A 15,283-nucleotide genomic window follows, 5' to 3' on the forward strand; every position below is an offset into this window, starting at 1 on the left:
GTGGTCGCGGAGACGGTTCACAGGCCCCAGGTGTGATGGCCCAGTGCCCGACGCTGGTAGTGGTAGGTGTTGACGCGTGAGGCGATGAAGAACGCGAATCCGAAGGCGACCATCCGGTCGATACTGCCCGGCAGGTCGAGTAGCACGCTGATGATGCCGATGGAGATGCTGAGTGCAACGAGAACGATCGCCTTCTTCCACAGCCGCAGATACAGCAGGTAGAAGACGCCGAACAATGCACCGATCCAGTTGAAGTTGAGCTTGATGCGTTGCCCGAACGACAGTGCCCGGAAGGCGGCCGTGTAGTCGGGGGAGGTCTTCACCATCCCCGGCAGGCCGTGCTTGTCGAAGAATTCGAACCGGAAGCGCCACGTGTCGCTCAGGCCGTCGTACTTCTCGGTGCTGGGCGTGCTGATATTCGTCATGGATCCCCCCAGGATCTCGACCGTTCCCCCTGAACCGTCCGCTGCATTATGCACGTGACGGGTGGTGCGGGTGCGTCGGCGGTTTCTCTGAGCAGCTGTGCCAGTACGCGGAGGCCGCGCTCGGCGTCCTCGGCGTCGGCGTGGCTGAAGTTCAGCCGCATGGTGCCGAGCTCTGGGTTGTCGGGGAAGAACTCCTCGCCCGGCATGAACGCGACACCGCGGTCGATTGCGGTGGCGAGAAGCGCGCGGGTGTCGACCGGGCGGGTGAGGTGGAGCCAGAAGAACAAGCCCCCGGCGGGCGTCTCCCACTCGGCGAGCCCACCGAGATGACGGCGTAACGCGGCGTCGAAGGCGTCGCGACGCTTTCGGTAGAACGAGGCAAGCCCGTCGAGGCGGCTCGACCAGCTCGGGTCGGTGAGGGCGCTGCGCACGAGCTGTTGCGACAGGGTGGAGCTGTGCAGGTCGACGGCCTGCTTGAGCATCACCAGTCGAGAGAACAGGTCCTCGGACGCCGCGAGGAACCCGAGGCGCAGCCCCGGCGCGAAGGTCTTGGAGAACGAGCCCTGGTAGACCCAGGATCCGCCTCGCATGCGTGCGGTGACGGGCGCGCGGTCGCACGGTCCGTACGCGAGTTCGCGGTACGGGTCGTCCTCGAACAGCGTCGTACCGGTGTCGAGGCAGGCGCGGGCGAGGGTGTCGCGTTCGTGGTCCGTCGCGCAGCGTCCGGTGGGGTTGGCGAAGGTCGGCACGACGTAGGCGAGTGGCGCCGCCGGCGCGGCGCTCCAGCTCAGGTCGGTGAAGTCGGCGCCGTACAGGCGGAACACCTGCAGTGCCGCGAGGTAGGTGGGTGATTCGACGGCGACGGGTGTGCCGGGGTCGACGAAGAGTTTCGCGACGAGGTCGATGCCCTGCTGACTGCCGGACAAGATCATCACGCGCTCGGTCGGTGCGTCGATGCCGAGCGCACGTAGTTGCTCGGACACGACGGCTCGCAGTTCGGGATCGCCTTCGCTCGGCCCGTACTGCAGGGAGGTAGGTGCGGCCGAGAGGGTCAGGGGCGGAAGCATTTCCGGCGCGGGGAGACCGCCCGCGAACGACACCATGCCGGGCCGGTCGATGACGGAGAGGATCTCGCGGATCGGTGACGGTCGAAGTGTGGCGATGCGCTGGGAGAACATGAGCGATTCCCGTCATATAGGTCAACTATGTTGACGTACTGTATGGCATGAGTGAGAATAAGGTCAATATGTTTGACCCAAATCGTGAGATGGAGCTGCGAGAGGCCATCGAAGGCTTCTTCTTCGGATATCGCGCCTTCACAGCGCTACCCGATCGGCTACTCGCCGAACGCGGACTCGGCCGGACACACCACCGCATCCTCCATTTCGTCCGCCGCGACGAAGGACTGTCCATCGGCGCACTTCTCGACGTCCTCGGCATCACCAAGCAGGCGTTGCACCGGCCCATCAAAGACCTCGAGTCGCAGGGGCTGATCACCATCGCACCCGACGCAACCGATCGGCGAGTTCGCCGGCTCACCATCACCGACGACGGGCGGACGCTCGAAGCCGAACTGACCGCCGCTCAGATGCGCCTCCTCGACGACACGTTTCGTCAGGCAGGCGACGGGGCGGAAGCGTCGTGGCGGGCCGTCATGGAGCTGCTGCGCGCGCATCCGCTCGGGCCTCACACCTGAGCGATCCGACATTCACGACAACAACTGCACACACCCACGTAGCGGGGGATAGTAAGACTTCGACCAGCGGTGGAGGCGAGCTTTGCAGGCAAGGAGTACCAGTTGACCGACGCAGAACCACCGCAGCCGCGAATCGAACGCAGTCAGTTCGGAGTACCCGAACGACGCAGAGAACCCGACATCGAGGACAGGCCCCCGATCTCCAGCACGGAGTTGAGCAAAGGGCCGACCGAGCTCGCCGAGCACAGGGAGCCCCGCGTCAACTGGCGGGTCTTCCTCATCGCAGCCACAGTCGTTCTGGCGTTCTCGATCTGGGCCATGACGATGCCCGACCAGGCCGAAGCAGCCATGCATACGGTCGTCACCTGGATCGCCACCAACCTCGGCTGGTTCTACGTCGTCACCGTCACGCTGGTCATCCTCTTCGTGCTCTGGGTTGCGTTCTCGAAGGAAGGCAGCGTGAGGCTCGGGCCTGATCACTCGCGCCCCCAGTACAACCTGTTCACCTGGGTCGCAATGCTCTTCGCCGCCGGCGTGGGCATCGACATGCTCTTCTACTCGGTCACCGGCCCGATCACCCAGTTCATCACCCCGCCCTCGGCCACCCCGGAGTCGACGGAAGCGATTCAGGACGCCGTGGTCTGGACGATGTTCCACTACGGCATCGCCGGCTGGGCCATGTATTCGCTCCTCGGCATGGCCATGGGCTACTTCGCCTACCGCTGGGGTATGCCGTTGTCCATCCGCGCCGCGCTGTACCCGCTGCTGGGCAAGCGGGTCCGCGGAGTGACCGGCGACGTCATCGATATCTTCGCCCTCGTCGGTACCGTCTTCGGGGTTGCGACCTCGATGGGGATCGGTGTCGTCCTGCTCAACGTGGGGTTCGCGACCCTGTTCGGCCTACCGGAAGGCCTTGCACTGCAGATCGCGCTGGTGCTGGTCGCGGTGCTCATGACCGTCGCCGCATGCACCTCGGGTGTGGACAAGGGCATCCGCCTGATCTCCGAGCTCAACCTGTGGTCGGCGGGCGCGATGATGCTGTACATCCTCGTTACCGGCAAGACCGCGTTCCTGCTCAACGCCATGGTCGAGAACATCGGTCGCTTCGTGTTCACCCTCCCCGAACGGACCCTCCAGACATTCGCCTACGAGAGCGACGGCTCCGCGTGGATGGCGAGCTGGACCCTGTTCTTCTGGGCATTCTGGCTCGCGTGGGGACCGTTCGTCGGACTGTTCCTTGCCCGGATCTCCCGTGGCCGCACCCTGCGTGAATTCGTCATTGCCGCCATTACCGCGCCGGTGCTCTGCGACTTCTTCATCGTGTCGATCTTCGGCAACAGCGCCATGAGCGAGGTTCTCGGCGGCAACGACGAATTCGCGGAGCTCGCAGTCGAGAGTCCGGAACACGGCTGGTACGCCCTGCTGGAAATGTTCCCGGGAGCGACGTTCCTGATCGGTCTGGCCACGCTGTCCGGTCTGTTGTTCTACCTCACCAGCGCCAACTCCGGTGCCATGGTGATGTCGAACTTCTCCTCGTCGATTCCCGACCCTGCTGTCGACGGCGCGAAGTGGCTGCGGATCTTCTGGGCCCTGGTCACTGCGATCCTCACGATCGCCATGCTCATCGCAGGCGGCGTGACGACGATGGAGTACGCGACCCTGATCTTCGCCCTACCGGTGACGATCATCGCCTACCTCGTCATGGCGTCCTTCTCGAAGGTGCTGAGAATGGAACGGGCCGAACGCGAAGGCCACATGTTGCGCCGCAGGTCGATGGCCGTGCACGGTGGACAGACACCGGAGAAGACCTGGCGGCAGCGACTGGGCAGCCTGCGGTCGTACCCGTCGAACAAGGCGGTGGCCCAGTTCTCGACCCGCGTGATCGAGCCGGCTCTGCATGAGGTCGCCGACGAGTTCGGCAAACTCGGATACGAAGCCGACCTCACCACCACACCGAACGCGGACACCGGGATCGACGCCCACACACTCGTCGTCAACATGGACGAACATCGCGATTTCCACTACCAGGTGGCCGGGGTCGAGGCGCCCGTACCCACATTCGGCGGGCGCAGCATGGCCAGGCAGATCGACGTCTACTACCGGCTCGAGGTGTTCACCCAGACCGGTTCGGAGGGCTACGACCTGATGGGCCTGACCAAACAGCAGGTCATCAACGACGTCCTCGACCGCTACGAGGCCCACCTCGGTTTCCTCAGCTATTCGGCCGAGCGTGACTACGCGTCGAAGCTGACCCCGCCGACGCCGCCCGCTCTCGAAGAGACACCATCGATCCCGGTCACCGCCGACGACGTCGAGCGCATCGACGACGACAAACCGGACCGATAACAGCGGTCGTGGGTTCCCGTCCGGTGGATGTCGGGCGGGTGGTCTATACAGTTCTGTTGGTCTCCTTCGTGTCCGTACCTTCACTGTCGTCGCTGGCGACGAAGATTACTTCGAATAGCAAGGAAATCAATGGCACTGAACCCGTCAGCATCGGAAGCGAACTTCCTGAGACTGCAGCAGAACGAGGACTGGTACGAAGCGTCACTCGATTGGATTGCGGCCTATCTCGGGATGGCATTCGAGAATCCAGCGGCCGAGGAAGTCAGCCGATGGACGTTGAGTTGTCTGCCCGCGACCAACGGAAGCGCCCGCCTCTTCACGCTCAATATCGGCCCGATGGAGGTTCTCCACCTCGAGCGGCCCACACTATGGGCCGACGATACGCGGACGTGGCGTCTCTCGATATACGTGTCGCGATCGGCGTTCGAGCAGGAGATGGGGCGACCGATCGCCTCGCTCACAGAGGAGTTTCCAGGATGGCGGTTCGTGCCGAGCGCACTCGCTTCCGGTGACGGTGACGCCGTCGTCATCGTTGTCGACCTTCTCGACGACACCGCGACCGCTCGTTTCGATCGGGTCCCCGAAAGCACCGTTCCGGTGAAGAAGCTGGCCGACGATCTCTCGGCCAAAGGTAAGGGACCGTACGAGCAGTACCACAACAAGTGGTTCGCGGCCGCTGCGCTGGAGTGGATCGAGCGGAATGCTGCTGCGGAAGGTGTCGGATAGTTGCTGCTGGGTGTCCGGTGGATGAGCTTCGGTAGGCGCCGAGCCGGTGCCGTCGAGGTAGCTCACTCGAGGAGCGGGCGCCCTGCGGGCGGCTGCGCCTGACCGTACGGAGACCCTACGGGTCCCTGAGCTTGCCTTCGGCCCCTTCCCCAACGCTGCCCGGTCGCCATGCCCCGATAGACCTTCTCGGCCAACACTTTTGGCCCCACGTCGGAGATGACGTGTGGCTTGTGCTGGACCCGGTCGGTTGTGTCGACCCGCGCGATCGGGTGCTCCACCGCCAGCTGCGGAGACGAAGGATACTGGCGCCCAGTCGGTTTCGTGCCCGGGAATGAAACCCTGGCACGCAGCGTCGATGCGCTGACGTCGGACTGTGGGAGATGAGCGACGAATGCCCGACGTGTCGCGGCTACCGGAACGGCCCGCGCACACGTCGAGGCAAAGAAAACACCTCGAGCCCCTCGATCAGCACTGCCGTGGTGGCAGGATCGAGGGGCTGGAAGGTCAGGACGCCGGTGAGAACCCTGGTGGCCAGGTGATGTGTCGGCCGGCGCCGAAGAATGCGCTCGTGGCTCGTTGCTGATTTACGCCTCCGAAAGGCGTGTGGATAGAATCCACCGTACGGTGCATGACAGGGTTCCTTCTGTCGTGTGCCCAGACCCCGGTTCGGTGTTCCCGCACCTGCCGGGGTCGACCTGTATTCAGGCCGGTGGAGGGATGATCGCACGTGCGGCGATGGCCGTCAACCCGAACGTCGCGCACCTGACCAAGCACGGCGCCATGGACCCCGGTCTGCTGTACGAGCCGCCGTTCACCGACTACGCGCCGCAGGGGCCGGACCAGGTATTTGCGCCCGACCAGGCTCTGCGCCTCGTGCAGGCCATCCGCGCGGTCAACGAGTCCGCCGACGCTCTGAGCGCGTAGCAGCACGGAGGCTACGTCGGAGTTGTGCCACGGATCCCCAACATTTCATGATCTCGCCATCTACTGAAGGTTGGACCCATAAACCTTGATGCCTACGTGATTCGTGAAATGACTACCGAGCCGATCCTTCGACATCCTCGGCGGAAACACGCAGTGCCACCGGCGCAGACGGATTCTGTCCGGCAGGCGCGTGCTGTGTCGGGTCGACGACGAGGACCGGAACCGGGCAGTGCTCGGTGAGATACGCGGCCACGCTTCCCAGCATCCGGTTCGACATGCCACGTCCGCGTTTGCCGATCACCAGCACGTCGGCATGCTGATCGGTTGCGAACCAGCTCAGACTCTGCCCCGCGGGCCCGGCGATGACGGCGTAACCGACCGGTATCTCTTCGGTGTCCGCGGCCGCGGCCTCCAGGCGTTCCTTTGCCCTGCCGAGTACCTCCGAGTCGCCGTCGGCTCCGTCGTCGTACGACACCACCGCGACGAGTTCGAGCGCTCCGCCGCCCGGGGCGAACAGTTGCCGCGCGGTGCGCAGTGCCTGCTCTGCCTCCTTCGAGCCGTCGAATCCCACCATCACTCGCAGACCGCCGGGTTCCGTGCTGCCCGACCCCCACGTCGCGACCGGCTCCGATGCCACGGACCGAGGATTCCGCTCGATACGCTCGAACGCGATGGGAACGAACAGGGGGCCGAGGATCACCGCGATGAGCGTCCAGCGTGGATCGTGTCCCTTGCGGGCCATCCACAATCCGGTGGCCAGACCGGTGATCACCCACACGCCGAGGAAAACCCACAGTGCCGTCCAGTTCACGGTGTCCTCCTGATGCATGAAGGGGCGAAGTCGAGCCGGATCATGGTGCTCATCGTCCCTGATAGATGTCGGGGGTTCCGTCGCCGTCGTCGATCTGATCGCGTTCGGCGACGCGTCGGTACTCACGGTTACGGATGGTGAGGACGATCGATGCGAGAACAGCGCTGAGCACCGATCCGAAGAGCACAGCTACCTTCGCATGGTCTGCCTCGATCGATCCGGCACCGAACGCGAGATCACCGATCAACAGGGAAACGGTGAATCCGATACCGCCGAGCAGCGAGACACCGAATACGTCGATCCAGCGCACGTCGTCGTCGAGTCGGGCTCGCGTGAATTTCGCCATCAAGTAGGTGGTGCCGAAGATCCCGACGACCTTGCCGACGACGAGCCCCGTCGTCACACCCACGGAAACAGGGTCGGTGAGCGTGGACGTGAGGCCGGAGAGTCCTCCCACCGTGACGCCGGCGGCGAAGAACGCGAAGATCGGCACCGCGACGCCGGCGGACAGGGGGCGGATCCGGTGTTCGACATGTTCGGCGACGGCGATCTTCTTTCCGTTCACATGCCGAGCCACGGGGACGAGGAAGCCGAGCAATACACCGGCGATGGTGGCGTGTACCCCGGACTGGTGGACGAGCCACCACGTGATGAAGCCCAAGGGCACCAATACCCACCATGCGGTCACACCGCGTTGCAACGCGAAGCCGAATGCGGCCAGGGGAAGCAGCGCGGCGCCCAGATACAGCAGGTTCAGATCATCCGTGTAGAACACGGCGATCACGGTCACCGCGAGCAGGTCATCGACGACTGCCAGGGTGAGCAGGAAGGTCCGCAGTGCCGTCGGCAGATGCGACCCGATCACCGCGAGAACAGCCACCGCGAACGCGATGTCGGTGGCGGTCGGTACCGCCCACCCGTTCAGCGCCTCGGCGCCGCCCTGCAGGTTGATTGCGACAAAAATCAGTGCCGGGGCCGTCATCCCGCCGACTGCGGCGACGATGGGCATCGCTGCGCGCCGGAGATCGCGCAGGTCGCCTTCGACGAATTCGCGTTTGAGTTCGACACCGACGATGAAGAAGAAGATTGCCAGCAATCCGTCGGCCGCCCACGTTCCCAGCGACAGATGCAGATGTAACGACTCCGGGCCGAACGTGGTGTCGCGTAGCGCGTGATACGAGTCCGACCACGGGGAATTCGCCCAGATCAGCGCCGCGAGTGCAGCAAGCAGCAAGAGGGCTCCGCCGACTGTTTCCTTGCGGAGAATGTCCGAGACACGGCGTGATTCTTCCCGGGAACCGCGTGACAGCAAAGGAAGTGACGAGAAGATTCCGGGCATCACACGCCTCCGGATACGGAAAAGGAATCGTTGCGATGGCACGACGGAATCATGAGACCTCCGGTTCGACAGCAGAAAACACTCGCCGACCAGACTTCCCGGCACACCGCTCGTAACCGTACCGCACCGGCGGGCTACCGGTGCGGTACGAGAGGGGTCGACGGTGCGGAGAACCTACGAGGTGGACCCGTAGAGGTCCGTGATCTGCACGGCGTACTTCGCGTCGATCGGCTTGCGCTTGAGCTTCATCGTGGGTGTCAGCTCGTCGCCGGACGGTTCCCAGATGGTCGGGAGCACCGTGTACTTCTTGATCTGCTCCACCCGGGACAACTTCGAGTTCGCCACCTGCACCGACTTCTCGATCGCGTCGAGCACGACGGGATTCTCGGCGAGTTCCTCGTGCGAACCGGACAGACCGTGCTCCTGGGCGAAGGCTGTGAGGGCGTCGGGGTCGAGAGCGAGCAACGCGACGTTGAACGGCCGGTCGTTGCCGATGGCGACGGCCCCGCCGAGCATCGGGCACGCCGCGCGGAGTACACCCTCGATGTTGGCGGGCGACATGTTCTTTCCCGCGGCGTTGACGATCAGTTCCTTCTTGCGGTCGATGAGTCGCACGTAGCCGTCGGCGTCGATCTCGGCGATGTCGCCGGTGTGCAGCCACCCGTCGGAGTCGATCGCGTCGGCCGTCTTCTCCGGATCGTTGCGGTATCCCTTCATGATCAGAGGGCCCCTGACGAGAAGTTCACCGTCGTCGGCCGTCTTGATCTCCACGCCGGGGACCGCTTGACCGACGGTTCCGATGCGAATCGCGCCGGGACGGTTCATGGTCACCACGCATGATGTCTCTGACATGCCCCACACCTCGGAGCATGGGATGCCCAGTGCCAGAACGAATTCGAGAACTTCGGGTGAGATCGCGGCGGCGCCGGTGACGGCGGCGCGAACCTGGTCGAGTCCGAGCTTCTGACGGATCTTCGACAGCACCAGCTTGTCGGCGAGGCCATGCTGCATTTCGAGTGTCTTGGGGACGGGCTTGCCGTCGGACTGCAGCCGCGCGCGTGTGCGACCGACGTCGATCGCCCACAATGCGAGCTTCTTCTTCACCGGGCTGGATTCCTCGGCGAGGGTCTTGTCGATCGCAGCCTTGAGCTTGTACCAGACCTGAGGCACGGCACCGAACAGTGTCGGACGGACACTCGGCAGCACCGCGATTGCCTGTTTGAGATCGTCGAGCGTGGTGATCTGCATGCCGCCGTAGATGCTCGAGTAGTGCGAGCCCCACCGGTTCGCGATGTGCGCATCGGGCAGATACGACACGATCCGGTCGTCGGTGCCGGTGGGCAGGAACGTCGTGGTCGCCTTCAGCTCGGCGAGAAGATTCGCATGGGTGAGCTCGACGCCCTTCGGCGGTCCGGTGGTGCCGGACGTGTAGATGAGGGTGAGCAGGTCGGACGGCTGCACGGCTTTCCGTGCGGCCTCGAAGTCGAACTCTGCATCTGCGGCGGCATCCAGATCGTCGAGCGACAGCGTGCCCTCGGGGTGTGCGTCGATGCAGATCAGATGCTCGACCTTCGTGGCGCCGAGCGCCTGCTGCAGTACAGGAACGAACTGCTCCTCGCAGATCATGACCCGGTTTCCGGCATTGCCGAGGACGTACGAGATCTGTTCGGACGTAAGCGAGTTGTAGATCGAAAAAGGTGTCGCGCCCAGGTGGAATGCTGCCGTGTCGACGAGGTGGAACTCCGGCCGATTGGTGAGCATCAGTCCGACGGTGTCGCCGTGCCGGACCCCGAGCCCGGCGAGTCCGGCAGCGAGTTTCTCGACGCGGTCGGCGTACTGACGCCAGGTGTATCGGACGGAGTCGTCCGGTGTGCGCAGCGCGATGCTGTCGGGATACGCCGAGGCGGTGGTCTGGAAGGCATCACAGAGGGTGGACGGTGCACTGTCTCGAGGTGTCATGTTCGCTCCCGGGAGGAATGGTGCGAAAAGCGTAAAGCGGACTGCGCACGTTCGTGGTCGGATTGGTGTGAAATCTTGGGGTGCAGCGGATCCGCGCGACCTACCGCGACGAAACCGGCTCCTGCACGCAGGTACGACTGCGGATGCATCATCAGCAGTGGGAACTGGAGGAGCAGCAGCGGAGAATTGCCGAGCAGCAGCAACGTATGGCGCATGGTTGCCGGTGTGGATCATCCACGCCGTCATCGTCGCTGTGAAGAACTGAGAATCAGCGGCGGTGGCAGCTGGTTGTCGGACGGGTCGTCAGGGGCGCTCGAAATGCTCCTGGCGACCGAGCTTGCGCAGCCGCACCCACTCGCGCAGACCCGCCGGGTCGCGTCGGGTGACCAGGAAGTACCAGCCGAACCGCACCCACTCCTGAGGCAGCAGACGCCGCAGCCCGGGCTGCGACAGCAGATATCCGCGGTTGCGGTAGGTGAAGTACCGCTTGACGTCGTTGTCGGGGAACTGGGTGTGCATCCGGCCGCCGAGGATCGGCTTGAACTCGTCGGCGCCGTCGGGATGGAGATACGCGGTCTGCAAGCACGTCCCGAACGGGAGACCTGAGCGCACGAGCCGACGGTGGACCTCCACCTCGTCGCCGCGCACGAACAGTCGCAGGTCGGGCACGCCGACCGCCTCGATCGCCGCCGCCGTGAACAGAGCACCGTTGAACAGCGACGCAATACCCGGCAGCAGGTCCTCGTCGCCGAGTTCGTGACGCCACCGCCGCCACACCACACCGCGCCGAAGCGGGAACGCCAACCGGTCCGGCTCGGCGATATCGCACACCACCGGGGACACCTCGGCCAGGCCGTTGCGCTGCGCGCAGTCGAGCAGTGTCGCCAAAACCTCGTCGCCGTCGGGGCGACCGTCGTCGTCGGCGAGCCACACCCGGTCGGCGCCCAGCGACAGCGCGTACAGGATGCCGAGCGCGAAACCGCCCGCACCGCCCAGGTTGTGCTTCGACCCGAGATAGGTCGTGGGCATCCCGACCCCATCGACGAGCGCACGCACCTCGTCTTCGTCCGCGTTGTCCACCACGACGAGGTGATCGAGCGGCCGCGTCTGTGCCGCCAGCACCTTCAGCGATTCGGCCAGAAGTTCCCGTCGGCGATGGGTGACGACGACGCCGATGATGCGTTCGTCAGGCACCGCTACCGCCCGGCCCGGAGTTGGCGGCGCGTTCACGTTCGAGTTCTTCGAGGACGGTGTGCACATGGTCGCCTGCGTCGTCGCCTTCGTAGGCCCGCACCACGTCCTCGATGCCGCCCTCCTTGCGGATCCGGCCGTGATCGATCCACATGGCCCGATCACACAGCTGCGCGAGGAACTCGTTGGAGTGGCTCGCGAAGACGAGGATGCCCGAGCGCGCAACCAGCTCTTGCAGCCGGATCCGCGCCTTCTTCATGAACTCGGCGTCGACAGCGCCGATGCCCTCGTCGAGCAGGAGGATCTCCGGATCGATACTGGTGACCACACCCAGCGCAACACGCACGCGCATACCCGTCGAATAGGTGCGCAGCGGCATCGACAGGTAGTCGCCGAGCTCGGTGAACTCGGCGATCTCGTCGACCTTCGCGAGCATCTGCTTGCGGGTCATGCCGAGGAACATGCCGCGGATGAGGATGTTCTCGTAGCCGGAGATCTCCGGATCCATACCCACACCGAGATCGAACACCGGCGCGACCCGCCCACGCACCCGCGCCGCGCCGCGCGTCGGCTCGTAGATACCGGACAGCAGGCGCAGCAACGTCGACTTGCCGGCACCGTTGTGCCCGACCAGTCCGACGCGGTCGCCTTCCTTCAGCGACATGGTGATGTCGCGCAACGCCTCGACGACGACGACGTCGGAGTCGTTACGGCCGATCGCGCCGCCCGCCTTGCCCAGGAACGCTTTCTTCAGCGACCTGGTCTTGGCGTCGAAGATCGGAAAGTCGACGCATGCGTCTCGGGTTTCGATGCTGACTCGGCTCACGATGCTGCTCCAGACGCTGACACGAGTTTTGAGCCTACCGGTCCGCTTCCATGGGCCGACGCCTACAGGTACTGGCCGGTGCCCGTGTGACCGTGACCCTGCTGATCATCGAGCCCGCTCTGAAGGTTCAATCCGGGAGGCAGCGCGCCCTGACGCATCTGCTCCAGCTGCGCGCGGGCCGCCATCTGCTGGGCGAACAACGCAGTCTGGATACCGTGGAACAGGCCCTCCAACCAGCCGACGAGCTGGGCCTGAGCGATGCGGAGTTCCGCGTCGGACGGCACGGAGTCTTCGCTGAACGGCAGTGCGAGCCGCTCGAGTTCGTCGCGCAATTCGGGCGCGAGGCCCTGCTCGAGTTCCTGGATCGACGAGTGATGGATTTCCTTGAGCCGGGCACGGCTCGCATCGTCGAGGGGAGCGGCCTTCACTTCTTCGAGCAGTTGCTTGATCATCGTGCCGATTCGCATGACCTTCGCGGGCTGCTCGACCATGTCGGACAGGGTTTCGCCGGATCCCGCCTCGCCTGCGGGGGCCTCCTCATCGGAACGAGGCATTCCGCCTTGTCCCTCGTCGCCTCGAGGAACGCGGACGGGCCGGCCGTCCGGGCCGATCACCAGAACATCGTCATTCTCGGGATGCGTCATGGGTCAATTCTGGCCTCTCCCGGCGATCGCTGCGGCGCCGACCCGATCGATGAGCGGAATGTCCGCGATTTCCCTGTCCGAGGGCCCCGACCGGTCGAGCATTGCCCGGGAGTGCGCAACCGCCGATTGACTCCAAGATTTAGAGTGTCTGCCATGGCTTACGACGTTGCCCGGATTCGGGGGTTGATCCCCTCGCTCGGCGACGGTTGGATCCACCTCGATCCTCAGGCCGGCATGCAGATCCCCGACGCGGTGTCGCGCACCGTGTCGACGGCGTTCCGAAATGCTGCAGGATCTGCGGCCGGCCGGCATATCTCGAACCGTCGAAGCGCAGGGATTCTCGACGATGCACGCACCGCTATCGCCGACGTCGTAGGCGGCGACCCAGCTGCCGTCGTCCTCGGACCGAGTCGCGCGGTGCTGCTCGCCTGGTTGGCCGAATCACTGAGCCCGCGGCTCGGGCTCGGCACCGGCATGGTCCTCTCACGCCTCGACGACGAAGCGAACGTGGCGCCATGGCTGCGGGTGGCGAGCCGTTACGGCGCGCAGGTGCGATGGGCCGAAGTCGAGATCGAGACGTGCGACATGCCGGCCTGGCAATACGAGGAACTGATCACCCCGACGACGCGCCTGGTCGCGTTGTCGGCGGCCTCGTCGATCGTGGGATCAGCGCCCGACGTCCGTGCGGTATCCGACCTCATCCACGACGTGGGCGGTCTCATGGTCGTCGACGCCGCAGGCGCCGCGCCGTACGCACACCTCGACATGTCCGATCTCGGCGCCGACATCGTCACCATCGACGCGGCCGCCTGGGGTGGACCTCAGATCGGGGCGTTGGTCTTCGCCGATCCCGCGCATCTCGACCGGGTTCCCGCGATGTCGCTCGACGCACAGGCGCGCGGACCGGAACGCCTCGAAGTGGGTGGCCATCAGTATGCGTTGCTCGCAGGCGTCACCACGTCGATCGACTTCCTGGCCGCCCTCGACGACGAGGCCACAGGCACCCGGCGGGAGCGGCTCGAGGTGTCCATCAGCTCGATGCAGCATTATCAGGACAAGCTCTTCGACCGGCTCCTTCGCCAACTCGACAGCCTCAGCGGCGTCATGGTGTTCGGGCGGGCGTCGAGCCGGGTGCCCACGATCAGCTTCACGATCGACGGTGTGCCCGCAGACAAGATCGCCGCGCACCTCGCAGATCGCCGCATCGCGACCGTCGCGAGTGCGCGCGGAACGAGCCGATTGCTCGACTCGCTGGGAGTGAGCGACGAGGGCGGCGCTGTCAGCGTCGGCCTCGCGCCCTACACCACAGCATTCGAGATCGACCAGCTCGTCCGCGAACTCCGCAACTTCTGAGCGGGCAGCTCGTCTACCTGCGGTCGATCTTCAGTACCACCTTGCCCACCGTCTCGGGGGAGTCGAGCAGTTCGTGGGCCTTGGCTGCTTCCGTGATCGGAAGTTCGGCGTGCACGATGGGCTGAACCTTGCCCTCGGCGACCAGCGGCCAGAGGTGTTCTTGGACGGCAGCAACGATGGTGCTCTTACCCGACTTGCCGGTGTCGGGTCGGCCGCGCAGACCTGTTGCGGTGACGTGGCCGCGCTTGGCGAGCAGCTTGCCGAGATTCAACTCGCCCTTGGCGCCGCCCTGCATCCCGATCACCACCAGCGTGCCGTCGGGTGCGAGGACGTCGATGTTCCGCGACAGGTATGCCGCACCCATGTTGTCGAGGACCACATTTGCGCCGCCGTAGGCTTTCTTCACCTCGACGACGAAATCTTGGTTGCGATAGTCGATCGCCAGATCGGCGCCCAGCTCGCGGCAGCGGTCGAGCTTGCCGGCGGACGCCGTGACCACCACCGTGGCGCCCAGCGCCTTGCCGACCTGGATGGCGTGTGTACCGATGCCACCGCCGCCACCGTGCACGAGCAGGACATCTCCGCGGCCCAGACCTGCGCCCATCACGACGTTCGACCACACCGTGCACGCGACCTCGGGCAGCGACGCTGCCGCCGCGAGGTCCATGCCTTCGGGTACCGGAAGCAACTGCGAAGCGGGAACCACGACCTGTTCCGCGTATCCGCCGCCGGTGAGCAGCGCGCAGACCCGATCGCCGATCTTCCAGCCCGACACTCCCTCACCGAGCTCGGCGATCACACCGGAACACTCGAGCCCGAGGATCTCGCTCGCGCCAGGGGGCGGCGGATACAGACCCCGGCGCTGCAGAAGGTCGGCTCGATTGACCGCGGTAGCGGCGACATCGACGAGAACCTGGCCGGGACCGAGCTCGGGGTCCGGCTGCTCGATCCACTGGAGAACTTCGGGCCCACCGGGTTCGGTGGCGACGATTGCGTGCATGACGTCGACGCTATCGTGACCGGCTCGCGATATGGCAATGACT

The 15,283-nt window shown here is 65.1% G+C and carries 14 protein-coding genes; 5 read left to right on the top strand and 9 right to left on the bottom strand.

The genetic code is table 11. From position 1 onward, the window contains the following. Nucleotides 1-17: 17 nt before the first annotated feature. Both ACFWB0_RS05400 and ACFWB0_RS05405 read right to left on the bottom strand, forming a co-directional pair. A complete protein-coding gene (locus ACFWB0_RS05400; protein WP_378489406.1) occupies nt 18-425 on the bottom strand; it encodes a DUF2628 domain-containing protein in 408 nt (135 codons plus the stop codon). Next, nucleotides 422-1,603, bottom strand: a complete 1,182-nt coding sequence (locus tag ACFWB0_RS05405; protein WP_378489407.1) for a PLP-dependent aminotransferase family protein — start codon at nt 1,601-1,603, stop codon at nt 422-424. The genes ACFWB0_RS05400 and ACFWB0_RS05405 overlap by 4 nt, the downstream gene beginning before the upstream one ends. A gap of 89 nt (nt 1,604-1,692) precedes the next feature. On the opposite strand from ACFWB0_RS05405, the gene ACFWB0_RS05410 reads away from it, so the two are divergent. From ACFWB0_RS05410 to ACFWB0_RS05425, 4 genes are all read left to right on the top strand, one after another. Beyond that, nucleotides 1,693-2,121, top strand: a complete 429-nt coding sequence (locus tag ACFWB0_RS05410; RefSeq protein ID WP_378489408.1) for a MarR family winged helix-turn-helix transcriptional regulator — start codon at nt 1,693-1,695, stop codon at nt 2,119-2,121. 102 nt (nt 2,122-2,223) lie between these two features. Beyond that, the gene (gene betT / locus ACFWB0_RS05415) at nt 2,224-4,467 is read left to right on the top strand and encodes a choline BCCT transporter BetT (protein WP_378489409.1); all 2,244 of its coding nucleotides are present in this window, start codon (nt 2,224-2,226) and stop codon (nt 4,465-4,467) included. Between the two features lie 129 nt (nt 4,468-4,596). Then, complete coding sequence (locus ACFWB0_RS05420) at nt 4,597-5,193, top strand: hypothetical protein (RefSeq protein ID WP_378489410.1); 597 nt, start codon at nt 4,597-4,599, stop codon at nt 5,191-5,193. 717 nt (nt 5,194-5,910) lie between these two features. Then, on the top strand, nt 5,911-6,117 hold the full coding sequence (locus ACFWB0_RS05425; RefSeq protein WP_378489411.1) for a hypothetical protein: 207 nt from the start codon (nt 5,911-5,913) through the stop codon (nt 6,115-6,117). Between the two features lie 112 nt (nt 6,118-6,229). On the opposite strand, the gene ACFWB0_RS05430 is transcribed toward ACFWB0_RS05425, so the two are convergent. From ACFWB0_RS05430 to ACFWB0_RS05455, 6 genes are all read right to left on the bottom strand, one after another. Beyond that, nucleotides 6,230-6,928: a universal stress protein gene (locus ACFWB0_RS05430; RefSeq protein ID WP_378489412.1), complete on the bottom strand. Its 699-nt coding sequence runs from the start codon at nt 6,926-6,928 to the stop codon at nt 6,230-6,232. A gap of 49 nt (nt 6,929-6,977) precedes the next feature. Further along, a complete protein-coding gene (gene nhaA / locus ACFWB0_RS05435) occupies nt 6,978-8,267 on the bottom strand; it encodes a Na+/H+ antiporter NhaA (RefSeq protein WP_378489413.1) in 1,290 nt (429 codons plus the stop codon). A gap of 174 nt (nt 8,268-8,441) precedes the next feature. Then, nucleotides 8,442-10,226 carry an AMP-dependent synthetase/ligase gene (locus tag ACFWB0_RS05440; RefSeq protein ID WP_378489414.1) on the bottom strand — a complete coding sequence of 595 codons (1,785 nt, stop codon included), beginning with the start codon at nt 10,224-10,226 and terminating at the stop codon, nt 8,442-8,444. Nucleotides 10,227-10,529: 303 nt separating this feature from the next. Next, complete coding sequence (locus tag ACFWB0_RS05445) at nt 10,530-11,420, bottom strand: glycosyltransferase (RefSeq protein ID WP_378489415.1); 891 nt, start codon at nt 11,418-11,420, stop codon at nt 10,530-10,532. Next, nucleotides 11,413-12,246, bottom strand: a complete 834-nt coding sequence (locus ACFWB0_RS05450) for an ABC transporter ATP-binding protein (protein ID WP_378489460.1) — start codon at nt 12,244-12,246, stop codon at nt 11,413-11,415. Before ACFWB0_RS05450 ends, ACFWB0_RS05445 begins: the two co-directional genes overlap by 8 nt. 59 nt (nt 12,247-12,305) lie before the next feature. After that, nucleotides 12,306-12,887: a bacterial proteasome activator family protein gene (locus ACFWB0_RS05455; RefSeq protein WP_378489416.1), complete on the bottom strand. Its 582-nt coding sequence runs from the start codon at nt 12,885-12,887 to the stop codon at nt 12,306-12,308. 153 nt (nt 12,888-13,040) lie between these two features. On the opposite strand from ACFWB0_RS05455, the gene ACFWB0_RS05460 reads away from it, so the two are divergent. Continuing rightward, the gene (locus ACFWB0_RS05460) at nt 13,041-14,240 is read left to right on the top strand and encodes a cysteine desulfurase-like protein (protein WP_378489417.1); all 1,200 of its coding nucleotides are present in this window, start codon (nt 13,041-13,043) and stop codon (nt 14,238-14,240) included. A gap of 13 nt (nt 14,241-14,253) precedes the next feature. Here ACFWB0_RS05460 and ACFWB0_RS05465 read toward each other — a convergent pair whose 3' ends face one another. After that, nucleotides 14,254-15,240: an NAD(P)H-quinone oxidoreductase gene (locus tag ACFWB0_RS05465; RefSeq protein WP_378489418.1), complete on the bottom strand. Its 987-nt coding sequence runs from the start codon at nt 15,238-15,240 to the stop codon at nt 14,254-14,256. Nucleotides 15,241-15,283: the final 43 nt, after the last annotated feature.

Origin of the sequence: Rhodococcus sp. NPDC060086 (assembly GCF_042730275.1) — a bacterium.
Taxonomy (GTDB): Bacteria; Actinomycetota; Actinomycetes; order Mycobacteriales; family Mycobacteriaceae; genus Rhodococcus.